The 18778-nt window shown below is 46.6% G+C and carries 17 protein-coding genes; all 17 read right to left on the bottom strand.

Translation table 11 applies throughout. The annotated features are described in order from the left end of the window. Positions 1 to 3: 3 nt before the first annotated feature. On the bottom strand, positions 4 to 567 hold the full coding sequence (gene frr, locus AC9UGD_RS00320) for a ribosome recycling factor (protein WP_509568069.1): 564 nt from the start codon (positions 565 to 567) through the stop codon (positions 4 to 6). A 42-nt stretch (positions 568 to 609) separates the two neighbouring features. After that, positions 610 to 1332: a UMP kinase gene (gene pyrH / locus AC9UGD_RS00315; RefSeq protein WP_509568067.1), complete on the bottom strand. Its 723-nt coding sequence runs from the start codon at positions 1330 to 1332 to the stop codon at positions 610 to 612. 78 nt (positions 1333 to 1410) lie between these two features. Continuing rightward, on the bottom strand, positions 1411 to 2241 hold the full coding sequence (gene tsf, locus AC9UGD_RS00310) for a translation elongation factor Ts (protein ID WP_509568065.1): 831 nt from the start codon (positions 2239 to 2241) through the stop codon (positions 1411 to 1413). Between the two features lies 1 nt (position 2242). Next, complete coding sequence (rpsB, locus tag AC9UGD_RS00305; protein WP_509568063.1) at positions 2243 to 3067, bottom strand: 30S ribosomal protein S2; 825 nt, start codon at positions 3065 to 3067, stop codon at positions 2243 to 2245. A gap of 213 nt (positions 3068 to 3280) precedes the next feature. Beyond that, positions 3281 to 3973, bottom strand: a complete 693-nt coding sequence (locus AC9UGD_RS00300) for a polyprenol monophosphomannose synthase (protein ID WP_509568061.1) — start codon at positions 3971 to 3973, stop codon at positions 3281 to 3283. Continuing rightward, a complete protein-coding gene (locus AC9UGD_RS00295) occupies positions 3970 to 4884 on the bottom strand; it encodes a tyrosine recombinase XerC (protein ID WP_509568059.1) in 915 nt (304 codons plus the stop codon). The genes AC9UGD_RS00300 and AC9UGD_RS00295 overlap by 4 nt, the downstream gene beginning before the upstream one ends. A 9-nt stretch (positions 4885 to 4893) precedes the next feature. Further along, the gene (gene cimA / locus AC9UGD_RS00290) at positions 4894 to 6483 is read right to left on the bottom strand and encodes a citramalate synthase (protein WP_509568057.1); all 1590 of its coding nucleotides are present in this window, start codon (positions 6481 to 6483) and stop codon (positions 4894 to 4896) included. Then, complete coding sequence (locus AC9UGD_RS00285) at positions 6483 to 7562, bottom strand: branched-chain amino acid aminotransferase (protein ID WP_509568055.1); 1080 nt, start codon at positions 7560 to 7562, stop codon at positions 6483 to 6485. The genes cimA and AC9UGD_RS00285 overlap by 1 nt, the downstream gene beginning before the upstream one ends. A 2-nt stretch (positions 7563 to 7564) precedes the next feature. Beyond that, positions 7565 to 8599: a 3-isopropylmalate dehydrogenase gene (locus AC9UGD_RS00280; RefSeq protein WP_509568053.1), complete on the bottom strand. Its 1035-nt coding sequence runs from the start codon at positions 8597 to 8599 to the stop codon at positions 7565 to 7567. A gap of 6 nt (positions 8600 to 8605) precedes the next feature. After that, on the bottom strand, positions 8606 to 10204 hold the full coding sequence (gene serA, locus AC9UGD_RS00275) for a phosphoglycerate dehydrogenase (RefSeq protein ID WP_509568051.1): 1599 nt from the start codon (positions 10202 to 10204) through the stop codon (positions 8606 to 8608). Then, entirely contained in the window at positions 10197 to 11222 is a 1026-nt protein-coding gene (gene ilvC, locus AC9UGD_RS00270; RefSeq protein WP_509568575.1) for a ketol-acid reductoisomerase, read from the bottom strand. Before ilvC ends, serA begins: the two co-directional genes overlap by 8 nt. Positions 11223 to 11271: 49 nt before the next feature. Beyond that, positions 11272 to 11826 (bottom strand): acetolactate synthase small subunit, encoded by a 555-nt coding sequence (gene ilvN / locus AC9UGD_RS00265; RefSeq protein WP_509568049.1) that lies wholly within the window; start codon positions 11824 to 11826, stop codon positions 11272 to 11274. Further along, positions 11826 to 13565, bottom strand: a complete 1740-nt coding sequence (locus AC9UGD_RS00260; RefSeq protein ID WP_509568047.1) for an acetolactate synthase large subunit — start codon at positions 13563 to 13565, stop codon at positions 11826 to 11828. Before AC9UGD_RS00260 ends, ilvN begins: the two co-directional genes overlap by 1 nt. Before the next feature lie 229 nt (positions 13566 to 13794). Beyond that, on the bottom strand, positions 13795 to 15468 hold the full coding sequence (gene ilvD / locus AC9UGD_RS00255; RefSeq protein ID WP_509568045.1) for a dihydroxy-acid dehydratase: 1674 nt from the start codon (positions 15466 to 15468) through the stop codon (positions 13795 to 13797). Between the two features lie 9 nt (positions 15469 to 15477). Next, on the bottom strand, positions 15478 to 16986 hold the full coding sequence (gatB, locus tag AC9UGD_RS00250) for an Asp-tRNA(Asn)/Glu-tRNA(Gln) amidotransferase subunit GatB (RefSeq protein WP_509568043.1): 1509 nt from the start codon (positions 16984 to 16986) through the stop codon (positions 15478 to 15480). Further along, positions 16983 to 18479: an Asp-tRNA(Asn)/Glu-tRNA(Gln) amidotransferase subunit GatA gene (gatA, locus tag AC9UGD_RS00245; RefSeq protein WP_509568041.1), complete on the bottom strand. Its 1497-nt coding sequence runs from the start codon at positions 18477 to 18479 to the stop codon at positions 16983 to 16985. Before gatA ends, gatB begins: the two co-directional genes overlap by 4 nt. Then, positions 18476 to 18772, bottom strand: coding sequence for an Asp-tRNA(Asn)/Glu-tRNA(Gln) amidotransferase subunit GatC (gene gatC, locus AC9UGD_RS00240; protein WP_509568039.1), 297 nt, complete (start codon positions 18770 to 18772; stop codon positions 18476 to 18478). Before gatC ends, gatA begins: the two co-directional genes overlap by 4 nt. Positions 18773 to 18778 lie beyond the last annotated feature (6 nt).

Genomic DNA, 18778 nt, shown 5'->3' with positions numbered 1-18778 from the left:
CCCTTATACCTCGAGGAGTTCAACCTCTTTGTGCTTGAGCATGTCATCAATCTTTGCAACATGATCTGAAGTTACTTTTTCTAGTTCTTTCTCACCACGTGCTAAATCATCTTTTCCAATATCACCATCTTTTTCCATCTTTTCCATCGCTTCTTTGGCAGCGCGGCGGATATTGCGCATGGCAATCTTTGAATCTTCGGCCTTAGTTTTTACAACCTTAATAAACTCCTTGCGACGTTCTTCAGTTAACTGTGGGAAATTAACTCGAATAACTACCCCATCATTGCCGGGATTCACGCCTAGATCTGATTCCCGAATAGCCTTTTCGATTGATGCCATCGCACCCTTATCAAATGGAGAAATAAGAGCCATGCGTGCCTCAGGAACTTGAATTGATGCCAGTTGTGACAAGGCGGTATAGGTACCGTAGTAATCAACCATTACCTTGTTAAATATTGATGGGTGTGCGCGACCTGTACGAACAGTGGCAAAGTCATCTTTTGCTACTTCAACCGCCTTGTTCATCTTGGTTTCAGCGTCTTTAAGAGCGCTTGCTACATCTGCCATGGTTCTTGCTCCTCTTAATACTTCTAAATACAAACCTGCCGCTTATGCGACAAGAGTTCCAATTGTTTCTCCGCGAACTGCGCGTGCAATGTTTCCATTTTCCATTAGATCGAAAATAACTATCGGAAGCTTATTCTCGCGGCAGAGCGCAAAAGCTGCAGCGTCGGCAACGGCAAGTGACTTTGAAAGAACTTCATCGTATGTAATCGTGTCGTACTTTGTTGCACTCGAATCCTTCTTAGGATCTGCGCTGTAAACGCCATCGACACCGCTCTTTGCTAACAGAAGTGCTTCTGCGCCAATTTCAAGGGCGCGTTGAGCTGACACTGTGTCAGTTGTGAAGAATGGCATTCCCGCACCAGCACCAAAAATAACTACGCGACCTTTTTCTAGGTGTCTGATAGCGCGTAATGGAATGTATGGCTCTGCAACTTGGCCCATTGTGATTGCTGTCTGAACGCGTGTTTGTACACCCTCTTTTTCTAGAAAATCTTGGAGCGCTAGACAGTTCATAACTGTGCCAAGCATTCCCATGTAATCGGCGCGAGAGCGATCCATTCCGCGCTGTGAAAGTTCGGCTCCGCGGAAGTAATTACCGCCACCAACAACTATCGCTACCTGGACGCCGCTACGAGCAACGTCAGCGATTTGCTTTGCAATATCTTGTACAACATCAGGATCAACACCGATGCCTTTTGCTCCACCAAAAACTTCTCCAGAAAGTTTAAGGAGCACTCTCCGATACGTACCTCGTGTACCGGGCATGAGTGCTCCTCAATCTTTTAAATATATGGCTTTTGGTTCTGGTTTATGAGACTAAGTCTAAGCGATCTGACCTAGTCCTTATTGACCCACGCGGAAGCGATGGAAAGCCTTAACAGCTGTTCCCGCCTCATCGAGGATCTGCTTAACAGTCTTTTTTGCATCCTTAGCAAATGACTGCTCGATCAAGGAAACTTCCTTAACAAAGCCAGCCACTCGGCCTTCGATGATCTTAGAAAGCGCAGCCTCAGGCTTGCCCTCTTCGCGCGCTGTCTCTTCTGCGATACGGCGCTCGTTTTCAATTAAGTCAGCTGGAACTTGTTCGCGATTAACAAACTGCGGCGCAAATGCTGCAATGTGCTGTGCGATGTCCTTGCCAACTTCAGCTGCATCCTTAACAAGTTCAACCAATACACCAACCTGTGGTGGAAGATCTGGGCTTGTACGGTGCAAATAAATTCCAACTGGTGAATCCTTGATAACAGCAATTCGGCGAACTTCAATCTTCTCGCCCAATGTTGCGTTTGCATCATCAACGGTTGACTGAACTGTGCTGCCGTTAGCCATTGTTGATGCCAAGAATGCTTCGACTGAATCAGATTGTGCGTTTTGAAGATGGGCAAGTAGCTCATCTGCAAGAGCCACAAAACGCTCGCCCTTTGCAACGAAATCTGTTTCGCAGTTCAGTTCTAGCATCACACCAAGGTTTCCCTCGACCTTTGCTACTACTGCTCCATTTGATGTCAGACGACCTTCGCGCTTTGTAACGCCCTTAAGTCCCTTAACACGAATGAGATCTAGCGCTTTTGCGTAGTCGCCATCTGCTTCATCAAGTGCCTTCTTGCAATCGAGCATTCCTGCTGCAGTTGCTTCGCGAAGCTTCTTTACATCTTCAGCTGTGTAGTTCGCCAATTTATGCCTCCGGAGTTGTTGGTGTTTCAGCTACAGGAGTCGCAACTGGTGCATCGAGAATTTCCTTCTCCCAATCAGCCAAAGGCTCGCCCGCAGCAACTTCTGCTGGTGCATCTGACTTAGTCTCTTCCTTTACAGTTGCAGAACGTGCCTTAAGGCCAGCCGCAATTGCATCGGTGATAACGCGTGTTAGCAAGTCGATTGAACGGATTGCATCATCGTTACCAGGAATCTTGTAATCAACTTCATCTGGATCGCAGTTTGTATCCAAGATTGCAATAACAGGAATTCCAAGCTTCTTCGCTTCCTGAACTGCAAGGTGTTCTTTCTTTGTGTCAACAACCCAGATTGCTGAAGGCAACTTAGTCATGTGACGAATTCCGTCTAGGTTCTTAAATAGTTTTTCGCGTTCGCGGCGAAGAACAAGAAGTTCTTTCTTTGTTAGAAGTAGATCGTTCTTCTCTTCCAGAGCCTCTAGCTCCTTCAGGCGCTGAATACGCTTGTAAACAGTTGGGAAGTTAGTAAGCATTCCACCCAACCAGCGCTCTGTCACTGTTGGCATTCCAACTCGTGCAGCGTGGTTGATGATTGGCATGTGTGCTTGCTTCTTTGTGCCAACGAACAAAACATGGCCACCCTTAGCAACTGTGTCCTTAACAAATTCATATGCTGAATCGATAAGTGCAAGTGATTGCTGGATGTCGATGATGTAGATGCCATTGCGCTCTGTGAAAATAAAGCGCTTCATCTTTGGGTTCCATCGACGAGTCTGGTGTCCGAAGTGGACTCCGCTGTCGAGGAGCTCTCGCATTGTTACAACTGCCATGACGGCATACTCCTTCTTAGGTTTCTGCGCAGTGCGCAATAAACCCGCTCGGTTTATGGCCAAACAATTTGTTAGGCCCGTCGCACTCGAAATCACCGACCACAATTGCTTGCGGACCGAGGTGGTTATGCCGACCGAAGTCAGTGAGTGCTGAGATGTCAGCAACCCGAAGGTTGCTGCAGGGGAAATCTTACCTGAGCGTGAGCGTGAAAATTACCGCCCAATTAGGCGCAAGGCTCCCCAGGCGGTGATGCGAACAACGGCTTCTAGAGCGATGGAAAAGGACATTTTGCTCTTTCCATGGGCTCTTTCGATAAAGGTAATAGGTACTTCTGCGATCGATCCCCCGCGCGCAATTGCGCGCCGAGTCATCTCAATTTGAAAGCAGTATCCCTCGCTTCGAATCGTTGAAATTTCCATTTTCTTCAAGAGCGCAGATGTGTAAATTCTAAAACCAGAGGTTGTGTCTTTGACTCCGAGTGACAACAACAAATTTGCATATCGGTTAGCTGATTTAGATAAGTATTCTCGAAATTTGCTCCAGTTTTCGATAGAGCCATCAGAAACCCAACGAGAACCAATCAAAAGATCGGCCGACCCAATCCACTCCATCATGGTTTTTAAATCTCTGATTTGATGTGATCCGTCGGCATCCATTTCAATGACGTAGGTATAACCACGTTCAATTGCAATTGAAAATCCTGCGCGATACGCGCTACCTAAGCCCTGCTTGCTTTGACGTTCCACAACTTCGACATTGTGCTTTCTAACGATATCCGCGGTGCCATCGGGTGATCCGTCATCAATTACTAATACATCAACATCTAAATCCCTTAACCCGTCGAGAATTGTGCCGATGCTTTCAGCTTCGTTATATGTTGGAATTACAACTAAAGATGCTCTCATGCGCGTGGATGTGCTTGCTTGAACACCTTCTGAAGGCGTTCAGTAGAAACATGTGTGTAAATCTGCGTTGTCGCAAGAGAAGCGTGCCCCAATATTTCTTGCACTGTGCGCAAATCTGCTCCACCTTCTAGCAAATGAGTAGCAGCGGAATGTCGCAAAGCATGTGGGCCCATTCGCTCAATTCCTTCTACAGCTTGTAAAGCGGTGTATACAACAGTTCTAACTGTACGTTGGTCAATACGTTTTCCGCGAGCACCAAGGAAAACTGCATTTTCGGATTGAGTCTTCTTTAGAGAATCACGACCATCTTTCAACCAAAGTTTGAGTGCTTTCATTGCCGGATTGCCCAATGGAATTGTGCGTTCCTTATTTCCTTTGCCTAATACCCGAATAGTTTGTCGTTCATAATCTATGTCTGACAAGTCCAATCCACACAGTTCGGCTACGCGAGCACCGGATGCATAAAGAACTTCAACCATGGCAACATCGCGCAAGGAAACAGGTGTTTCTTCTTCGGCAGCTCGGGTAGCTAGCGAATCCATTGCAATCTTCGCATCTGCAATTTCAAGTACTTCTGGCAAGGTGCGATGACCCTTTGGTGTGGCCAGCGTTGCTGCAACATCTTTTTCTAGATACTTATTCTTAAGTGCCCACTTTGTAAATAAGCGCACAGAGACTGCCCGACGTGACAATGTTGTACGTGCTCCCCCTTTGACTTGCTGGTTTGCTAGCCATGAGCGCAGGTGAATGAGTTCTAATTGCGAAATATTTTTTACGCCTATCAGTTCAAGATGTGCAATCAAACTTTCAAGATCTCCAAGATAAGCACGAATCGTGTGAACTGAAAGGTTTCGTTCAATTTCTAAGTGGCGAGTAAAAGCAACTACTAGCTTTTCGTAATCATCGCTCACGGCACAAGTTTACTCGGGCTTACGTCCTTGACGCAGTAGGCCAAAGGTCACCGCATCTTCAAGTGCCATGGCAGATGCCGCAATAACGTTTTCGTGCACACCAACGGTGTTCCATTCGCCTTTGCCATCTGTTGTTTCGACCAAAACGCGAGTTACAGCACCAGTGCCTAGACGGCCTTCCAGAATACGAACCTTGTAGTCAGTTAGTTCCAATGAAGATAGTTCTGGATACAACTTCAGTAATCCTGTTCGCAGCGCATTATCAAATGCGTTAACGGGGCCATTTCCTTCGCCCTTGCATGTGATTTCATGACCACTTGCAGTAACCGTGACTTCGGCCTTAGTAACAATTGATTCATCGTTTGCACGCTCAACAGATGTAACCCAGTGATTGATTGTAAAAAATGAAGGGCGCTTTCCTGACATTTCCTCATGAACCAGCAATTCAAAAGAAGCATCTGCTGCTTCAAATGTAAACCCACGTGATTCCATTTCTTTTACTCGATCAACAATGCGACCGATAAGTTCTTTGTCACCGCCAAGATCTACGCCAAGTTCTTGTGACTTCAGTTCGATTGAAGCACGGCCTGCCATGTCAGAGACCAACATGCGCATGTCGTTTCCGACTGATGACGGATCTTCATGTTGATACAAAGATGGATCTACCTTGATGGCACTTGCATGCAATCCTGCCTTATGGGCAAAAGCCGACACTCCAACATAAGGTTGACGAGAACTCGGCGCAACATTTGTAATTTCGGCAACTGCATGTGAAATTCTAAAAGCTTCGTGCAACGCATTCTTTGGCAACACTAACTGCTGCTTCTTTAATTCAAGGTTTGCAATAATCGTTACCAGGTCAGCATTACCTGTGCGCTCACCGTAACCATTTAATGTTCCTTGCACATGAGTTGCACCGGCCGCAACTGCAGCCATGGAATTTGCTACTGCGCACCCAGTGTCATTGTGGCAGTGAATACCAAGTCGAGCATTGCTTGCTGTTAAAACATCATGAACAATCTGCGAAAGTTCATCCGGCAACATTCCGCCATTGGTGTCACACAGTGCAATAACATCTGCGCCAGCTTCTGCTGCCACCCGAACAACTTCTAAGGCATATGCGCGGTTGCTGCGATAGCCATCAAAGAAGTGCTCTGCATCAAGAAAAACGCGCTGGCCTTCTTGGATCAAGTGTGTGACTGAGTCACGAATCATTGCAAGGTTTTCATCTAGAGTAGTTTTTAAAGCAAGATCAACATGGCGGTCAAAGGCCTTCGCAACAAGTGTTACAGCAAGCGCCCCGCTGTCTCGTAATGCACCAAGCAAAACGTCATCTGCAGCATTTGAATTAGGTCGACGCGTTGCGCCGAATGCAACAAATGTCGCATTCTTTAGCTTCAACTCTTTCTTAGCCAGAGCAAAAAACTCGGTGTCTTTTGGATTAGCACCGGGCCAGCCACCTTCAATGAAACCAACTCCCAGATCATCTAGATGACGAGCAATATTGAGCTTGTCATGAACAGAGAGATTTAAACCCTCTTGCTGTGCGCCATCGCGCAGAGTCGTGTCATAGATATGGAATGAGTCATTAACTGGCATTACTTAACCGCACTCATCCAGTTGTGCTTATCTGCAATTGTTCCGTGTTGAATTGCAAGTAAGTGGTTACGAATCTGCATAGTGATTGTTCCTGGTTGTCCATCTCCTGTTACCCAGGTTCCCAGAGCACTCTTTGCCTGTCCGACTGGTGAAACAACTGCGGCTGTACCGCATGCAAATATTTCAGTGATCTCACCTGATGTGACGCCTTCACGCCAATCATCGATTGACAACATAACTTCATCAACTTTATAACCAAGATCTGCAGCAACTGACAAAATTGAATCGCGAGTAATTCCTGGAAGCAGCGTCCCGGTTAGCTTTGGAGTGATAACAGTTGCATCAGCACCTTTACCTTTTACAAAGTAAAGATTCATACCGCCCATTTCTTCAACCCATTTGCGCTCTTTTGCATCGATCCACACAACTTGATCGCATCCTTCTTTGGCCGCAGCTTTTTGCGCAACAAGTGATGCTGCGTAATTTCCACCGCACTTTGCTTCACCGGTGCCACCTTGTGCAGCTCGGACATATTCAGTTGAAATCCAAACAGACACAGCCTTAGAAGGATCAAAGTAAGCACCTGCTGGTGTTGCAATTAGTAGGTATGTGGCTTTATTTGTTGGCCGAACCCCAAGCCCAACCTCTGTTGCAATCATGAATGGACGAATATAGAGGGACTCGCCCACTTTGCTTGGAACCCAGCCGGCATCTTGTGCAACAAGTGCTTCAACTGTTTCCATGAATAATTCAACAGGCATTTCAGGAAGCGCTAATCTTTTGGCCGAATTAGCAAAACGCTTTGCGTTTGCAGTTGGGCGAAATAGTGCAATTGATCCATCTGGTTGACGGTATGCCTTCATGCCTTCAAATATTTCTTGACCGTAATGAAAAACCGCCGTTGCAGGATCCAAAGAAATAGGACCATACGGCATTAGCTCAGGCTCTCCCCAACCATCTTTTTCACTCCACTCGCACATCACCATATGATCGGTGTAGTACTTTCCAAACCCACCTTCAGCAACTAACGCATCACGTGTAGTCGCATCTTTAGCGTTGGGATTAAGAGTGATCTTCATGATTACAGAGCGCTTGCTAGCGCATCTCCTACTTCAGTTGTGCTGCGCTTTTTATCTCCGCGAGTTAAGAGATCGGCCGCAACAACACGTTCTACATCGCGTGCAGCCTCTGCAAACCCAAGGTGATCAAGCATCATGGCAACTGACATAACAGTTGCGGTTGGATCAGCCAGGTTCTTACCGGCGATATCTGGTGCTGAACCATGGACAGGCTCAAACATTGACGGGAACTTGCCCGTTGGATTGATGTTTCCAGATGCAGCCAGCCCAATGCCACCACAAATTGCTGCAGCGATATCGGTCAAAATGTCTCCAAATAAGTTGTCTGTAACAACAACATCAAAACGATCTGGATTAGTCACAAAGAACATAGATGCAGCATCAACATGTAAGTAATCTGTTGTTATAGCTGGATATTCCTTAGCGACTTCATTAAATGTTCGAGTCCACAAACCACCTGCGCGTGTAAGAACATTGTTCTTGTGCACGAGAGTTAACTTCTTGCGCTCACGCTTTGACGCGCGCTCAAAAGCATCACGAATGACACGTTCTGCGCCACGTCGGGTATTTAAACTCTCTTCGGTAGCAATTTCAGCATCTGTTCCTTCAGCTAAAACACCACCGGCACCAACATATGGGCCTTCTGTGCCTTCACGAACAACAATAAAATCAATAGGAGCTTTGGTTGCAAGAGGGCCTGTGACACCTGGCATTAATCGCGCGGGACGCAGATTGATGTAGTGATCAAAGGCAAAGCGAAGCTTTAGTAATAGTCCACGCTCTAGAACACCGCTTGGAACTGTTGGATCTCCAACCGCGCCAAGCAAGATGACATCTGCCTTTGCTAGCTCTGCCAGAGTTGCATCCGGCAAAACTTCACCGGTGCGATGCCAAAACGCTGCACCAAGATCATATGAAGTCTTTTTGAATTCAACCCCATACTTCTTTGCAACAACATCTAGAACCTTGAGGCCTTCTTGTACAACCTCAGGGCCGATTCCATCGCCTGCAATTACTGCCAAATTAATTGTTGTCATAGATAGTTAACTCTGCCCCACCAAAGTTACGGAGCGAACAAGTTCGGCTCCTGTTTCCTTCTTAACTGAAGCAGTAATTTCATCACTTATAAGTGAGTCGACAGTGATCGCCATCAATGCATTTCCGCCAGCTGCGCTACGCGCAACCTGCATACCTGCAATGTTGATACCGGCTTTTCCAAGTGCATTACCAACAGCGCCAACAACTCCTGGCTTGTCTGAGTAACGAAGGAATAAAAGATTTTCAGTTGGTGGAAGATCAAGATCAAACCCATCAATTGCGATGATTTTTTCTACTTTACGAATACCCATCAAGGTTCCATCAACGGTAACAATCTTGCCATCGGCAAGTGCTGCGCGAAGAGAAATCATGCTGCGATATTCAGGGCTCTCAGGATCTGTTGTAACAACAGAAGTTACGCCGCGCTCTGCAGCAAGTGCTGGAGCATTAACGTAGGTGACATCTGAAACTCCACATGCAAGCAATGCGCCCTTAAGCGCACTTGTTGCAAGGATTGATGAGTCATGGCCAGAAATATCGCCTCTGACAGTTAAGTCCATACTGACTGGAGCTTCACCTGCGATTGCCGTAGCAATCTGAGCCATTTTTTCGACCAATGGCAAGCTTGGACGAATTTCTTCGTGAATAGCTCCACCTTTAACGTTAACTGCATCAGGAACAAGTTCACCAGCTAATGCTTTACGCACTGAAACAGCAACTGCAATACCTGCACGCTCTTGTGCTTCATCTGTAGATGCGCCTAAGTGAGGTGTTGCAACAACTTGATCTAATGTAAATAGTGGTGAGTCTGTGCATGGTTCTGTTGAGAAAACATCAAGACCGGCTCCTGCAACGCGACCTTCGGTGAGCGCATCAAATAATGCAGCCTCATCAAGTACGCCACCACGAGCAGCGTTGATGATGCGAACAGAAGGCTTGACCTTCTTAAGTGCATCGACGCCGATTAGGTTTGCAGTCTCTTTTGTCTTTGGAAGGTGAATTGTGATGAAATCTGAAATCTTTAGCAGCTCATCAAGTTCGACAAGACGCACACCAAGTTGTGCCGCGCGTGCTGGCTGTAGATATGGATCGTAGGCAACTACATCCATTCCAAATGCCTGCATGCGGTGTGCAACTAATTGACCAATGCGACCAAAGCCAACAATTCCAAGTGTCTTTTCGAAAATTTCTGCACCCGTGTACTTTGAACGCGCCCACTTTCCATTACGCAAAGCTGCGTGTGCTGGAGAAATGAATCGCGCAGATGCCATCAGCAATGAGATTGCCAATTCAGCAGCTGAGACGATGTTTGATGTGGGTGCATTAACAACCATGACACCGGCTGCAGTAGCTGCAGGAATATCTACGTTATCAAGACCAACACCTGCGCGAGCGATTACTTTCAGTCCTTTGGCTGCAGCAATCGCTTCTGCATCCATCTTGGTTGCAGAACGGATCAATACTGCGTCAACACCTTTACCAAGTGCTGCGAGAAGTTCTGCGCGGTTTGCACCATCACAGTTAACAACTTCAAAATCAGGACCTAGTGCTTCAAGCGTTGCCGGGCTGAGTTCTTCAGCGATTAAAACAATAGGTTTAGCCACGCGCTGCGCTACCTTCTTTGTAATCGTCGCCCTTTGACTGCTTCATCCATGAAAACATCTTGCGAAGTTCGCGGCCAACAGCCTCGATTGGATGTGTTTCGCCCTTTGCGCGAAGTGTCTTAAATTCAGTTCCGCCGGCTTCTTGATCATCAATGAAGCGCTTTGCAAAGACACCGCTCTGGATGTCAGCAAGGACTGCCTTCATGTTTTCCTTTACACGTGGATCAATAACACGAGGACCAGAAACATAATCACCGAATTCAGCCGTGTCAGAAACTGACCAGCGCTGCTTTGCAATTCCACCTTCGTACATAAGATCAACAATCAACTTAAGTTCATGTAAGCACTCGAAGTATGCAACCTCTGGCTGGTAACCAGCTTCAGTAAGTACTTCGAAACCATACATAACTAGTTGTGATGCGCCACCACAAAGAACTGATTGCTCACCAAATAGATCAGTTTCTGTCTCTTCAGTAAATGTTGTAAGGATTCCCCCTGCGCGGAGTCCGCCAATTGCCTTTGCATATGAAAGCGTCAATGGCCAGGCGCTGCCGGTTGAATCTTGTTCAACCGCAACAATTACCGGAACTCCACGACCTGCTGCGTATTCACGGCGAACCAAGTGTCCTGGACCCTTTGGTGCAACCATGCAGACATCAACTGATGCTGAAGGCTTGATGTAACCGAAGCGAATGTTAAAACCATGTCCAAAGAACAAAGCATCGCCATCTTTAAGGTTTGGCAAAATTGAATCTGTGTAAATGTGACGCTGTAAATGATCTGGTGCCAAAATCATGATGACCGTTGATTCTTTAACGGCTTCAGCAACGCTGACAACGCGAAGGCCTTCAGCCTCTGCTTTTGCACGAGATGGAGAACCATCTTTTAATCCAACGCGAACATCTACGCCACTGTCGCGCAAATTAAGCGCGTGAGCATGTCCTTGTGATCCGTAACCGATGATCGCGACTTTGCGACCCTGGATGATTGAAAGATCAGCATCCTCTTCGTGATACATCGTTGCTGCCACGGTATTTCTCCATTCGCCTTTTTATGTTTGGTCGTTATTAGTTTTGATAATCAGCCTGACCGCTGTCAGCGGTAGGAATGCTTTGAGTGCTAAGGGTACGGTCTGCCAGAGAGCCGCCGCCACGTTCGATCGCGACTAAGCCTGATTGAGCCAGTTCGCGGATACCAAAACGCTCTAAAGCGTTAAGTAGGTCACTGATCTTGGCCGCATCTCCGGTGGCCTCGATTGTCACCGAGTCAGAATCCTCATCAACGATTGTTGCGCTATAGGTTTCCAGCACCGCTTCAACATCAAACTTATTCTTAGGTGAGGCCGAAATTTTCACTAAGAGGAGTTCTGCTTGAACAGAATCTTCCAACTTTAATTCTGCAATATGGATGACGTTTACTAATTTATCCAATTGCCGAATCACTTGCTCTAATGAGTGGCTTTCCACATTGATAACGATTGTCATTCGTGAAATATCTGGATTCTCAGTTGGACCTACAGCAAGAGAATCGATGTTGTAGGCACGACGAGAGAAGAGTCCAGCAACACGTGCAAGAACACCTGGTGAGTTTTCAACTAAGACTGACAGCGTGTGTGTACTCATTAGAGCTCCTGTGAATCCCAGTCAGGCGCTATTTCACGCGCGATTTTAATGTCATCATTTGAAGTTCCAGCAGCAACCATTGGCCACACCATTGCATCGCGGAAGACTCGGAAGTCAACAACTACAGGTTGATCATTGATCGAGTTAGCCTTCTTGATAATTGCATCAACATCTTCTGGGCGATCACAAGTTAACCCAACGCAACCCATTGCATCTGCAAGCTTTACAAAATCTGGGATTCGCTTTGATTCCAGGTTTGTATTTGAATAACGACCTTCATAGAACAATGTCTGCCATTGGCGCACCATTCCAAGAGATTCATTATTAATTATCGCAACCTTGATTGGAATATTGTTCAGCGCACAAGTAACAAGCTCTTGATTTGTCATCTGGAAACATCCATCGCCATCAATTGCCCACACCGTTGTGTCAGGCGCGCCAACTTTTGCACCCATTGCAGCAGGAACTGCGTACCCCATCGTGCCAAGTCCGCCTGAGTTCAACCATGTTCGCGGATTTTCATACTTAACAAATTGTGCCGCCCACATTTGATGCTGACCAACGCCAGCAACATAAATTGCTTCCGGGCCTGTGATTGCGCTCAAGCGCTCAATTACATATTGCGGTGACAAAGATCCATCTTTAGGAGTGTCATAGCCCAGTGGATATGTCGCACGTAGTTTGTTCATTGCAGCTAGCCACGGAGCAAGATCTGCGCGCCCCTTTGCAAACTCAGCCTTTATTGCCGGAATAAGTGCGGCGATTGTGTGCTTGAGATCGCCAACAACTGGAACATCTGCAAAACGATTCTTACCGATTTCAGCTGGGTCAATATCTGCGTGAATTACCTTTGCGTTAACAGCAAAGGTTGAGAGTTTTCCAGTAACACGATCATCAAAACGCGCACCCAAAGTAATTAACAGATCAGCTTTTTGTAGCGCGGTTACTGCGCCAACAGTTCCGTGCATGCCTGGCATTCCATAGTGTTGAGGGTGGCTATCAGGAAAAGATCCCAAGGCCATCAAAGTAGTAACAACTGGCGCGCCAACTAATTCAGCAAGTTGCATCAATTCTTTTGAAGCATTCGCCTTGATTACTCCACCGCCCACGTAGAAAACTGGCTTTGAAGATTGTGCGATTAATGCAGCTGCATCTTTGATCGCCTGATTTTCAGGTTCAATTTGTGGATGGTAGCCAGGTAGGGATAAATCCTTTGGCCACACAAAATCAGTTTCCTTTTGCAATGCATCTTTTGCGATATCAACAAGAACTGGACCTGGGCGACCAGATGAAGCGATATAAAATGCTTCGGCAATCGCGCGTGGAATATCTTGTGGATCGGTGATCAAATAATTGTGCTTGGTAAACGGCATTGTTATGCCACGAATATCAGCTTCTTGAAATGCATCCGTACCGATTGCTGCTGAAGGAACTTGACCAGTAATTGCAACGAGTGGCACAGAATCCATGGCTGCATCTGCAAGTGGCGTAACAAGATTTGTTGCACCAGGACCAGATGTTGCTATACAAACTCCAACACGACCCGTTACTTGGGCATAACCGGTTGCAGCGTGGCCAGCGCCTTGTTCGTGGCGCACCAAGATGTGGCGAATGCTGCTGTCAAAGATTGGATCGTAGGCAGGAAGAATCGCACCACCTGGAATTCCGAACATCACATCGACGCCGGCAGACTCCAAAGATTGCACGAGTGATTTTGCTCCACTCATCTTCTTGCTCATATCCATCTCCCTTCCTTTTAGTCTTTTCTTGAATACACCCTGTTTGTATGTGAAATGAAAAAACCCCCAGATAACTGAGGGTGGCGCCTGATCACAAATCGATCACGCGCCTTTAAATCACCACCACAACTGTTGTGCTCATGGGCTTATTCTCCAATGAAGCAGGCTCAACGTCAAGGGTTGAGATGCAGATCTCACATTTTGGAATATTGGACCAGATGTGAAAGCACTACTGACAGATCGCACCCTTCGATGCGGACTGAACCAACTTCGAATACTTGGCTAAAACACCTTGAGTGTATTTATGTGTCAGCGGTGTCCAGCCCACTTTGCGGGCCTCGAGTTCAGCGGCATCTACTAATAAATCTAATGTGCGATTTTTGATGTCGATGCGCACCATATCGCCATCTTTAATAAATGCGATTGGTCCCCCGTCAACAGCTTCTGGTGCAACGTGGCCAACGCACAAACCTGTTGACCCACCAGAGAATCGACCATCTGTTAACAGCAATGTTGACTTGCCAAGGCCTGCACCTTTAATGGCACCAGTGATCATTAACATCTCGCGCATGCCCGGTCCACCCTTTGGACCTTCATAACGAATCACGACTACATCACCGGCTGTTATTGAACCATTCTCAAGCGCTTCCATCGCTGCTTGTTCACGTTCAAATACACAAGCAGGTCCTTCAAAACTTTCAATTCCGATGCCTGCTGTTTTACATACTGCACCCTCGGTTGCAAGAGTGCCACCCAGAATTGTGATTCCAATATCTGTAGATATTGGTGCCGAAACTGCTTTCAAAATTTGTCCATCTGGATCTGGTGGGTTGATCTCCTTTAAATTTTCAGCCATCGTCTTACCGGTAACTGTTAAAACATCGCCGTGCAATAACCCAGCATCTAATAGGCCCTTAAGAACAACGGGAATTCCGCCAACCTTGTCGACATCGCTCATTACGAATTGTCCAAATGGCTTGAGATCGCCAAGCAAAGGAACCTTCGAACCTATTCGGTGGAAATCATCCAGAGATAGATCTACATGTGCTTCATTAGCAATTGCTAACAAGTGCAGAACGGCGTTGGTAGAACCACCCAAAGCCATCAAAATTGTGATTGCATTTTCAAAGGCAGGCTTAGTCAAAACATCGCGAGTAGTAATTCCTTGGCGAATAAGTTCTACGACAGCTGCGCCAGATGCAATTGCATAAGTATCGCGACGGCGATCTACAGCAGGAGGTGCAGCAGATCCTGGTAAAGAAAGCCCAATGGCTTCACCAATACTGGCCATTGTATTTGCGGTGTACATACCTCCACAGGCACCTTCTCCTGGACAGATTGCGCGTTCAATTTCATCCACACGCTCTTTTGTAATGAGCCCTCGAGCACATGCGCCAACTGCTTCAAAAGCATCAATGATTGTTACATCTTTACCATCTACTTGGCCAGGCAATGTAGAACCAGCATAAACAAAAACACTTGCCACATCGATACGTGCCGCCGCCATCATCATGCCAGGCAAAGATTTGTCACATCCAGCAAAGGTAACCATTCCATCTAGACGTTCTGCTTGCATAACACATTCGACTGAGTCTGCAATTACTTCACGCGATACTAAAGAAAAATGCATACCTTCATGGCCCATAGAAATTCCATCAGAAACTGAAATAGTTCCGAATTGCATTGGGAATCCGCCGGCATCAATGACGCCTTGCTTAGAAGCCTTAGCTAAACGATCAAGAGACAAATTACATGGTGTGATTTCATTCCATGATGAGGCAATACCAATTTGTGGCTTTACCCAATCTGCATCGCCCATTCCAACTGCGCGCAACATTCCTCGCGCAGGAGCTCTTTCTAGTCCATCGGTAACGACACCAGAACGAGGTTTCATAGTAGGCATTTGCTAAGTCTAGCCTTCTGATTGTCCAAGGTGGGTTAAGAGGAGCGAACGAACTTTGGCAGCATCTGCTTGACCCTTTGTCTCTTTCATTACAGCGCCAATTAACGCTCCAGCTGCAGGCAAATGTCCGTTACGAACTTTCTCTGCTGTCTCTGATTGCTCCGCGCAAACCTTTTGGATTGCAGACATCAATGCGCCATCATCATTTACAACTTTAATTCCACGCTGTGCAACAACTTCTGAAGGTTTTCCTTCACCAGCAATTACACCTTCAACAACTTGACGAGCAAGCTTGTCGGTTAATTCACCTGCGTTAACAAGTGCCACGATTTCAGCCACATCGGCTGGAGTAATTGCTAGATCTGCAATCGCAACATCCTTATCGTTTGCAATGCGTGAAATTTCTCCGAGCCACCAAGTACGAGATTTTGTTGGATCTGCACCAAGTAACACTGTCGCTTCAACAATATCTAACACGTCAGCATTAACCATGGCTGCCATTTCCTTGTCAGGAACAGCCCAAGCTTCTTGCAAGCGCTTGCGACGAATTGATGAACGCTCCGGCAATGCGGCACGCAGTGTTTCAATCCATGCAGCATCTGGTTGAACAGGTACCAAATCTGGCTCTGGGAAGTAACGGTAATCCTCTGCTTGTTCTTTTGAACGACCAGAGCGAGTAAGTCCCGTGTCTTCTTGGAAGTGACGAGTTTCTTGAACTACTCGTCCTCCTGCATTTAGCAACTCTGCATGGCGAATCATTTCACCGCGAATTGCCCGCTCTACGGATCGAAGTGAGTTCACATTTTTAGTTTCACTACGTGTGCCAAGTTTTTCAGCACCAATTAATCGCAATGACACGTTGGCATCGCAACGAAGTGAGCCTTGCTCCATCTTTACATCACTGACGCCCAATGAGCGCAGGATGTCACGAAGTTCGGCAACGTATGCCTTTGCTACCTCTGGTGCGTACTTTCCTGTACCAGGAATAATCTTGGTAACAATTTCAACTAAAGGAATTCCAGCACGGTTGTAATCCAGTAATGAGTATTCGGCACCATGGATGCGTCCGGTTGCTCCACCAACGTGCAGTGACTTTCCGGTGTCCTCTTCCATGTGTACACGTTCTACTTCAACACGAAACTTCTTTGGTCCTTCATCGGTTTCGATTTCGACATCGACATAGCCATCAACACAGATTGGCTCGTCGTACTGAGAGATCTGAAAATTCTTTGGCATATCTGGATAGAAGTAGTTCTTGCGAGCAAAACGAGAAAATGGCGCAATTGAACAGTTGAGTGCAAGGCCGATTTTTATCGTTGATTCAATCGCCTTTTCATTGACTACAGGCAATGCGCCGGGTAAAGCTAAACAAACAGGACAGGTCTGTGTATTTGGTTCTGCGCCAAAGATTGTGCTGCAACCGCAAAACATCTTTGAATTTGTATTCAGTTCAACGTGAACCTCAAGACCCAATACTGGTTCGTACTTAGCAACTACATCATCATAAGAAAGCGTCATTTGGCACCTCCCATGATTGGTGCCTTATCCAGCAATGGAGCGCCCCACTTGGAAAGCAGCGCTGCTTCTAGCGCTGCCCCAACAGAGTACATGCGCTCATCTTTCATAACAGGAGACATGATTTGGAAACCAACAGGTAATCCATCTTCATCGGCCAAACCTGATGGCAATGACATTCCGCCAATGCCTGCCATGTTTACTGGAATTGTTGCAATGTCATTTAAGTACATTGCCAGTGGATCGTTAGCCTTTTCGCCAATTTTAAATGCTGTTGTTGGACATGTTGGAGAAACCAATACATCTGCTTTTTCAAAAGCTTTTGTGAAATCTTGAGTGATAAGCGTGCGCACCTTTTGCGCACTTCCGTAATAAGCATCGTAATAACCAGAAGATAAAGCATAGGTTCCCAAGATGATGCGACGCTTTACCTCTTTGCCAAAGCCAACTTCACGGGTTAAATTCATAACCGATTCAGCTGAAGCTCCATCAACATCTCCTACGCGCAAGCCATAACGCATTGCATCAAAGCGAGCTAAGTTTGAAGAACATTCAGATGGTGCAATTAAGTAATAAGCGGCAAGAGCGTATTCAAAGTTAGGTGCTGATACTTCAACGATCTCTGCCCCAGCTTTTGCTAACAATTCCAGAGATTCTTCAAAGCGGGCGCGTACTCCTGGCTGATAACCATCACCATTGAGTTCTTTAACAACACCGATTCTCATTCCCTTTACATCGCCAGATTTCGCAGCAGCAACTACTTGCGGAACTGGCGCATTAATACTTGTTGCATCCTTTGGATCATGCCCAGCGATTGCTTCATGCAGTAGGGCTGCATCTAAAACTGTGCGTGCACATGGTCCTGCTTGATCAAGAGAAGAAGAAAAAGCTACCAAGCCATAACGAGAAACTCCGCCGTACGTTGGTTTAACCCCAACAGTTCCGGTAACAGCTGCAGGTTGGCGAATAGATCCACCAGTATCTGTTCCGATTGCAAGCGGAGCTTCAAATGCAGCCAACGCCGCCGATGATCCGCCACCTGACCCACCAGGAATACGCGTTAAATCCCAAGGGTTATGGGTTGGACCATATGCAGAGTTTTCAGTTGATGAACCCATTGCAAACTCATCCATATTAGTTTTGCCCAAAATAACAATGTCATTCTTCTTTAGATTTGCAACAACCGTTGAGTCATACGGTGGACGCCAGCCTTCAAGAATCTTCGAACCACACGTTGTAGGAATACCTTTTTGCGCCATAACATCTTTAAGTGCAAGTGGAACTCCTGCAAGTGGTGACAACTTTTCACCCTTTGCGCGCTTTGCATCAACTGCTGCTGCTTGCGCTAATGCACCTTCGGTATCAACATGAAGGAATGCATGAACATCAGTATCAACTGCCGAAATTCGATCTAGGTGTGCCTGCGTTAAAGCAACCGACGTCATTTCTCCAGCGGCAAGTTTTGCTGCCATGTCTGATGCTGAGTTACGAATCATTCTTCACCCAGAATCTGTGGAACACGGAAACGTTGTTCCTCCTGCGCTGGTGCACCTGAAAGAGCTTCTTCAGGAGTAAGACTTGGCACCACTACATCTGGACGAAATACATTGCGAAGTGGCAATGGGTGCGAGGTTGCTTCAACATCTGCTCCGGCAACTTCCTGAACTCGGGCAACGGCATCCAAAATAACTGTGAACTCATTTGAGAGATTGACTAACTCTTCTTCGCTCATTTCAATGCGGGCTAGGCCGGCAAGCTTGGCGACATCATCGCGTGAAAGGCTGCTCATGGGTTG

The organism is Candidatus Planktophila sp., assembly GCF_044232745.1.
Classification (GTDB): Bacteria; Actinomycetota; Actinomycetes; order Nanopelagicales; family Nanopelagicaceae; genus Planktophila.
Note: the sequence above shows the minus strand (reverse complement) of the source record. Positions and strands in the feature narration are given on the sequence as shown.

Excerpts from the sequence above, each read along its gene's own strand:
- frr (WP_509568069.1), bottom strand. The coding sequence starts at position 567 with ATGGCAGATGTAGCAAGCGCTCTTAAAGACGCTGAAACCAAGATGAAC.
- pyrH (WP_509568067.1), bottom strand. The coding sequence starts at position 1,332 with ATGCCCGGTACACGAGGTACGTATCGGAGAGTGCTCCTTAAACTTTCT.
- rpsB (WP_509568063.1), bottom strand. The coding sequence starts at position 3,067 with ATGGCAGTTGTAACAATGCGAGAGCTCCTCGACAGCGGAGTCCACTTC.
- AC9UGD_RS00300 (WP_509568061.1), bottom strand. The coding sequence starts at position 3,973 with ATGAGAGCATCTTTAGTTGTAATTCCAACATATAACGAAGCTGAAAGC.
- cimA (WP_509568057.1), bottom strand. The coding sequence starts at position 6,483 with ATGCCAGTTAATGACTCATTCCATATCTATGACACGACTCTGCGCGAT.
- AC9UGD_RS00285 (WP_509568055.1), bottom strand. The coding sequence starts at position 7,562 with ATGAAGATCACTCTTAATCCCAACGCTAAAGATGCGACTACACGTGAT.
- AC9UGD_RS00280 (WP_509568053.1), bottom strand. The coding sequence starts at position 8,599 with ATGACAACAATTAATTTGGCAGTAATTGCAGGCGATGGAATCGGCCCT.
- ilvC (WP_509568575.1), bottom strand. The coding sequence starts at position 11,222 with ATGTATCACGAAGAGGATGCTGATCTTTCAATCATCCAGGGTCGCAAA.
- ilvN (WP_509568049.1), bottom strand. The coding sequence starts at position 11,826 with ATGAGTACACACACGCTGTCAGTCTTAGTTGAAAACTCACCAGGTGTT.
- AC9UGD_RS00260 (WP_509568047.1), bottom strand. The coding sequence starts at position 13,565 with ATGAGCAAGAAGATGAGTGGAGCAAAATCACTCGTGCAATCTTTGGAG.
- ilvD (WP_509568045.1), bottom strand. The coding sequence starts at position 15,468 with ATGCCTACTATGAAACCTCGTTCTGGTGTCGTTACCGATGGACTAGAA.
- gatB (WP_509568043.1), bottom strand. The coding sequence starts at position 16,986 with ATGACGCTTTCTTATGATGATGTAGTTGCTAAGTACGAACCAGTATTG.
- gatA (WP_509568041.1), bottom strand. The coding sequence starts at position 18,479 with ATGATTCGTAACTCAGCATCAGACATGGCAGCAAAACTTGCCGCTGGA.
- gatC (WP_509568039.1), bottom strand. The coding sequence starts at position 18,772 with ATGAGCAGCCTTTCACGCGATGATGTCGCCAAGCTTGCCGGCCTAGCC.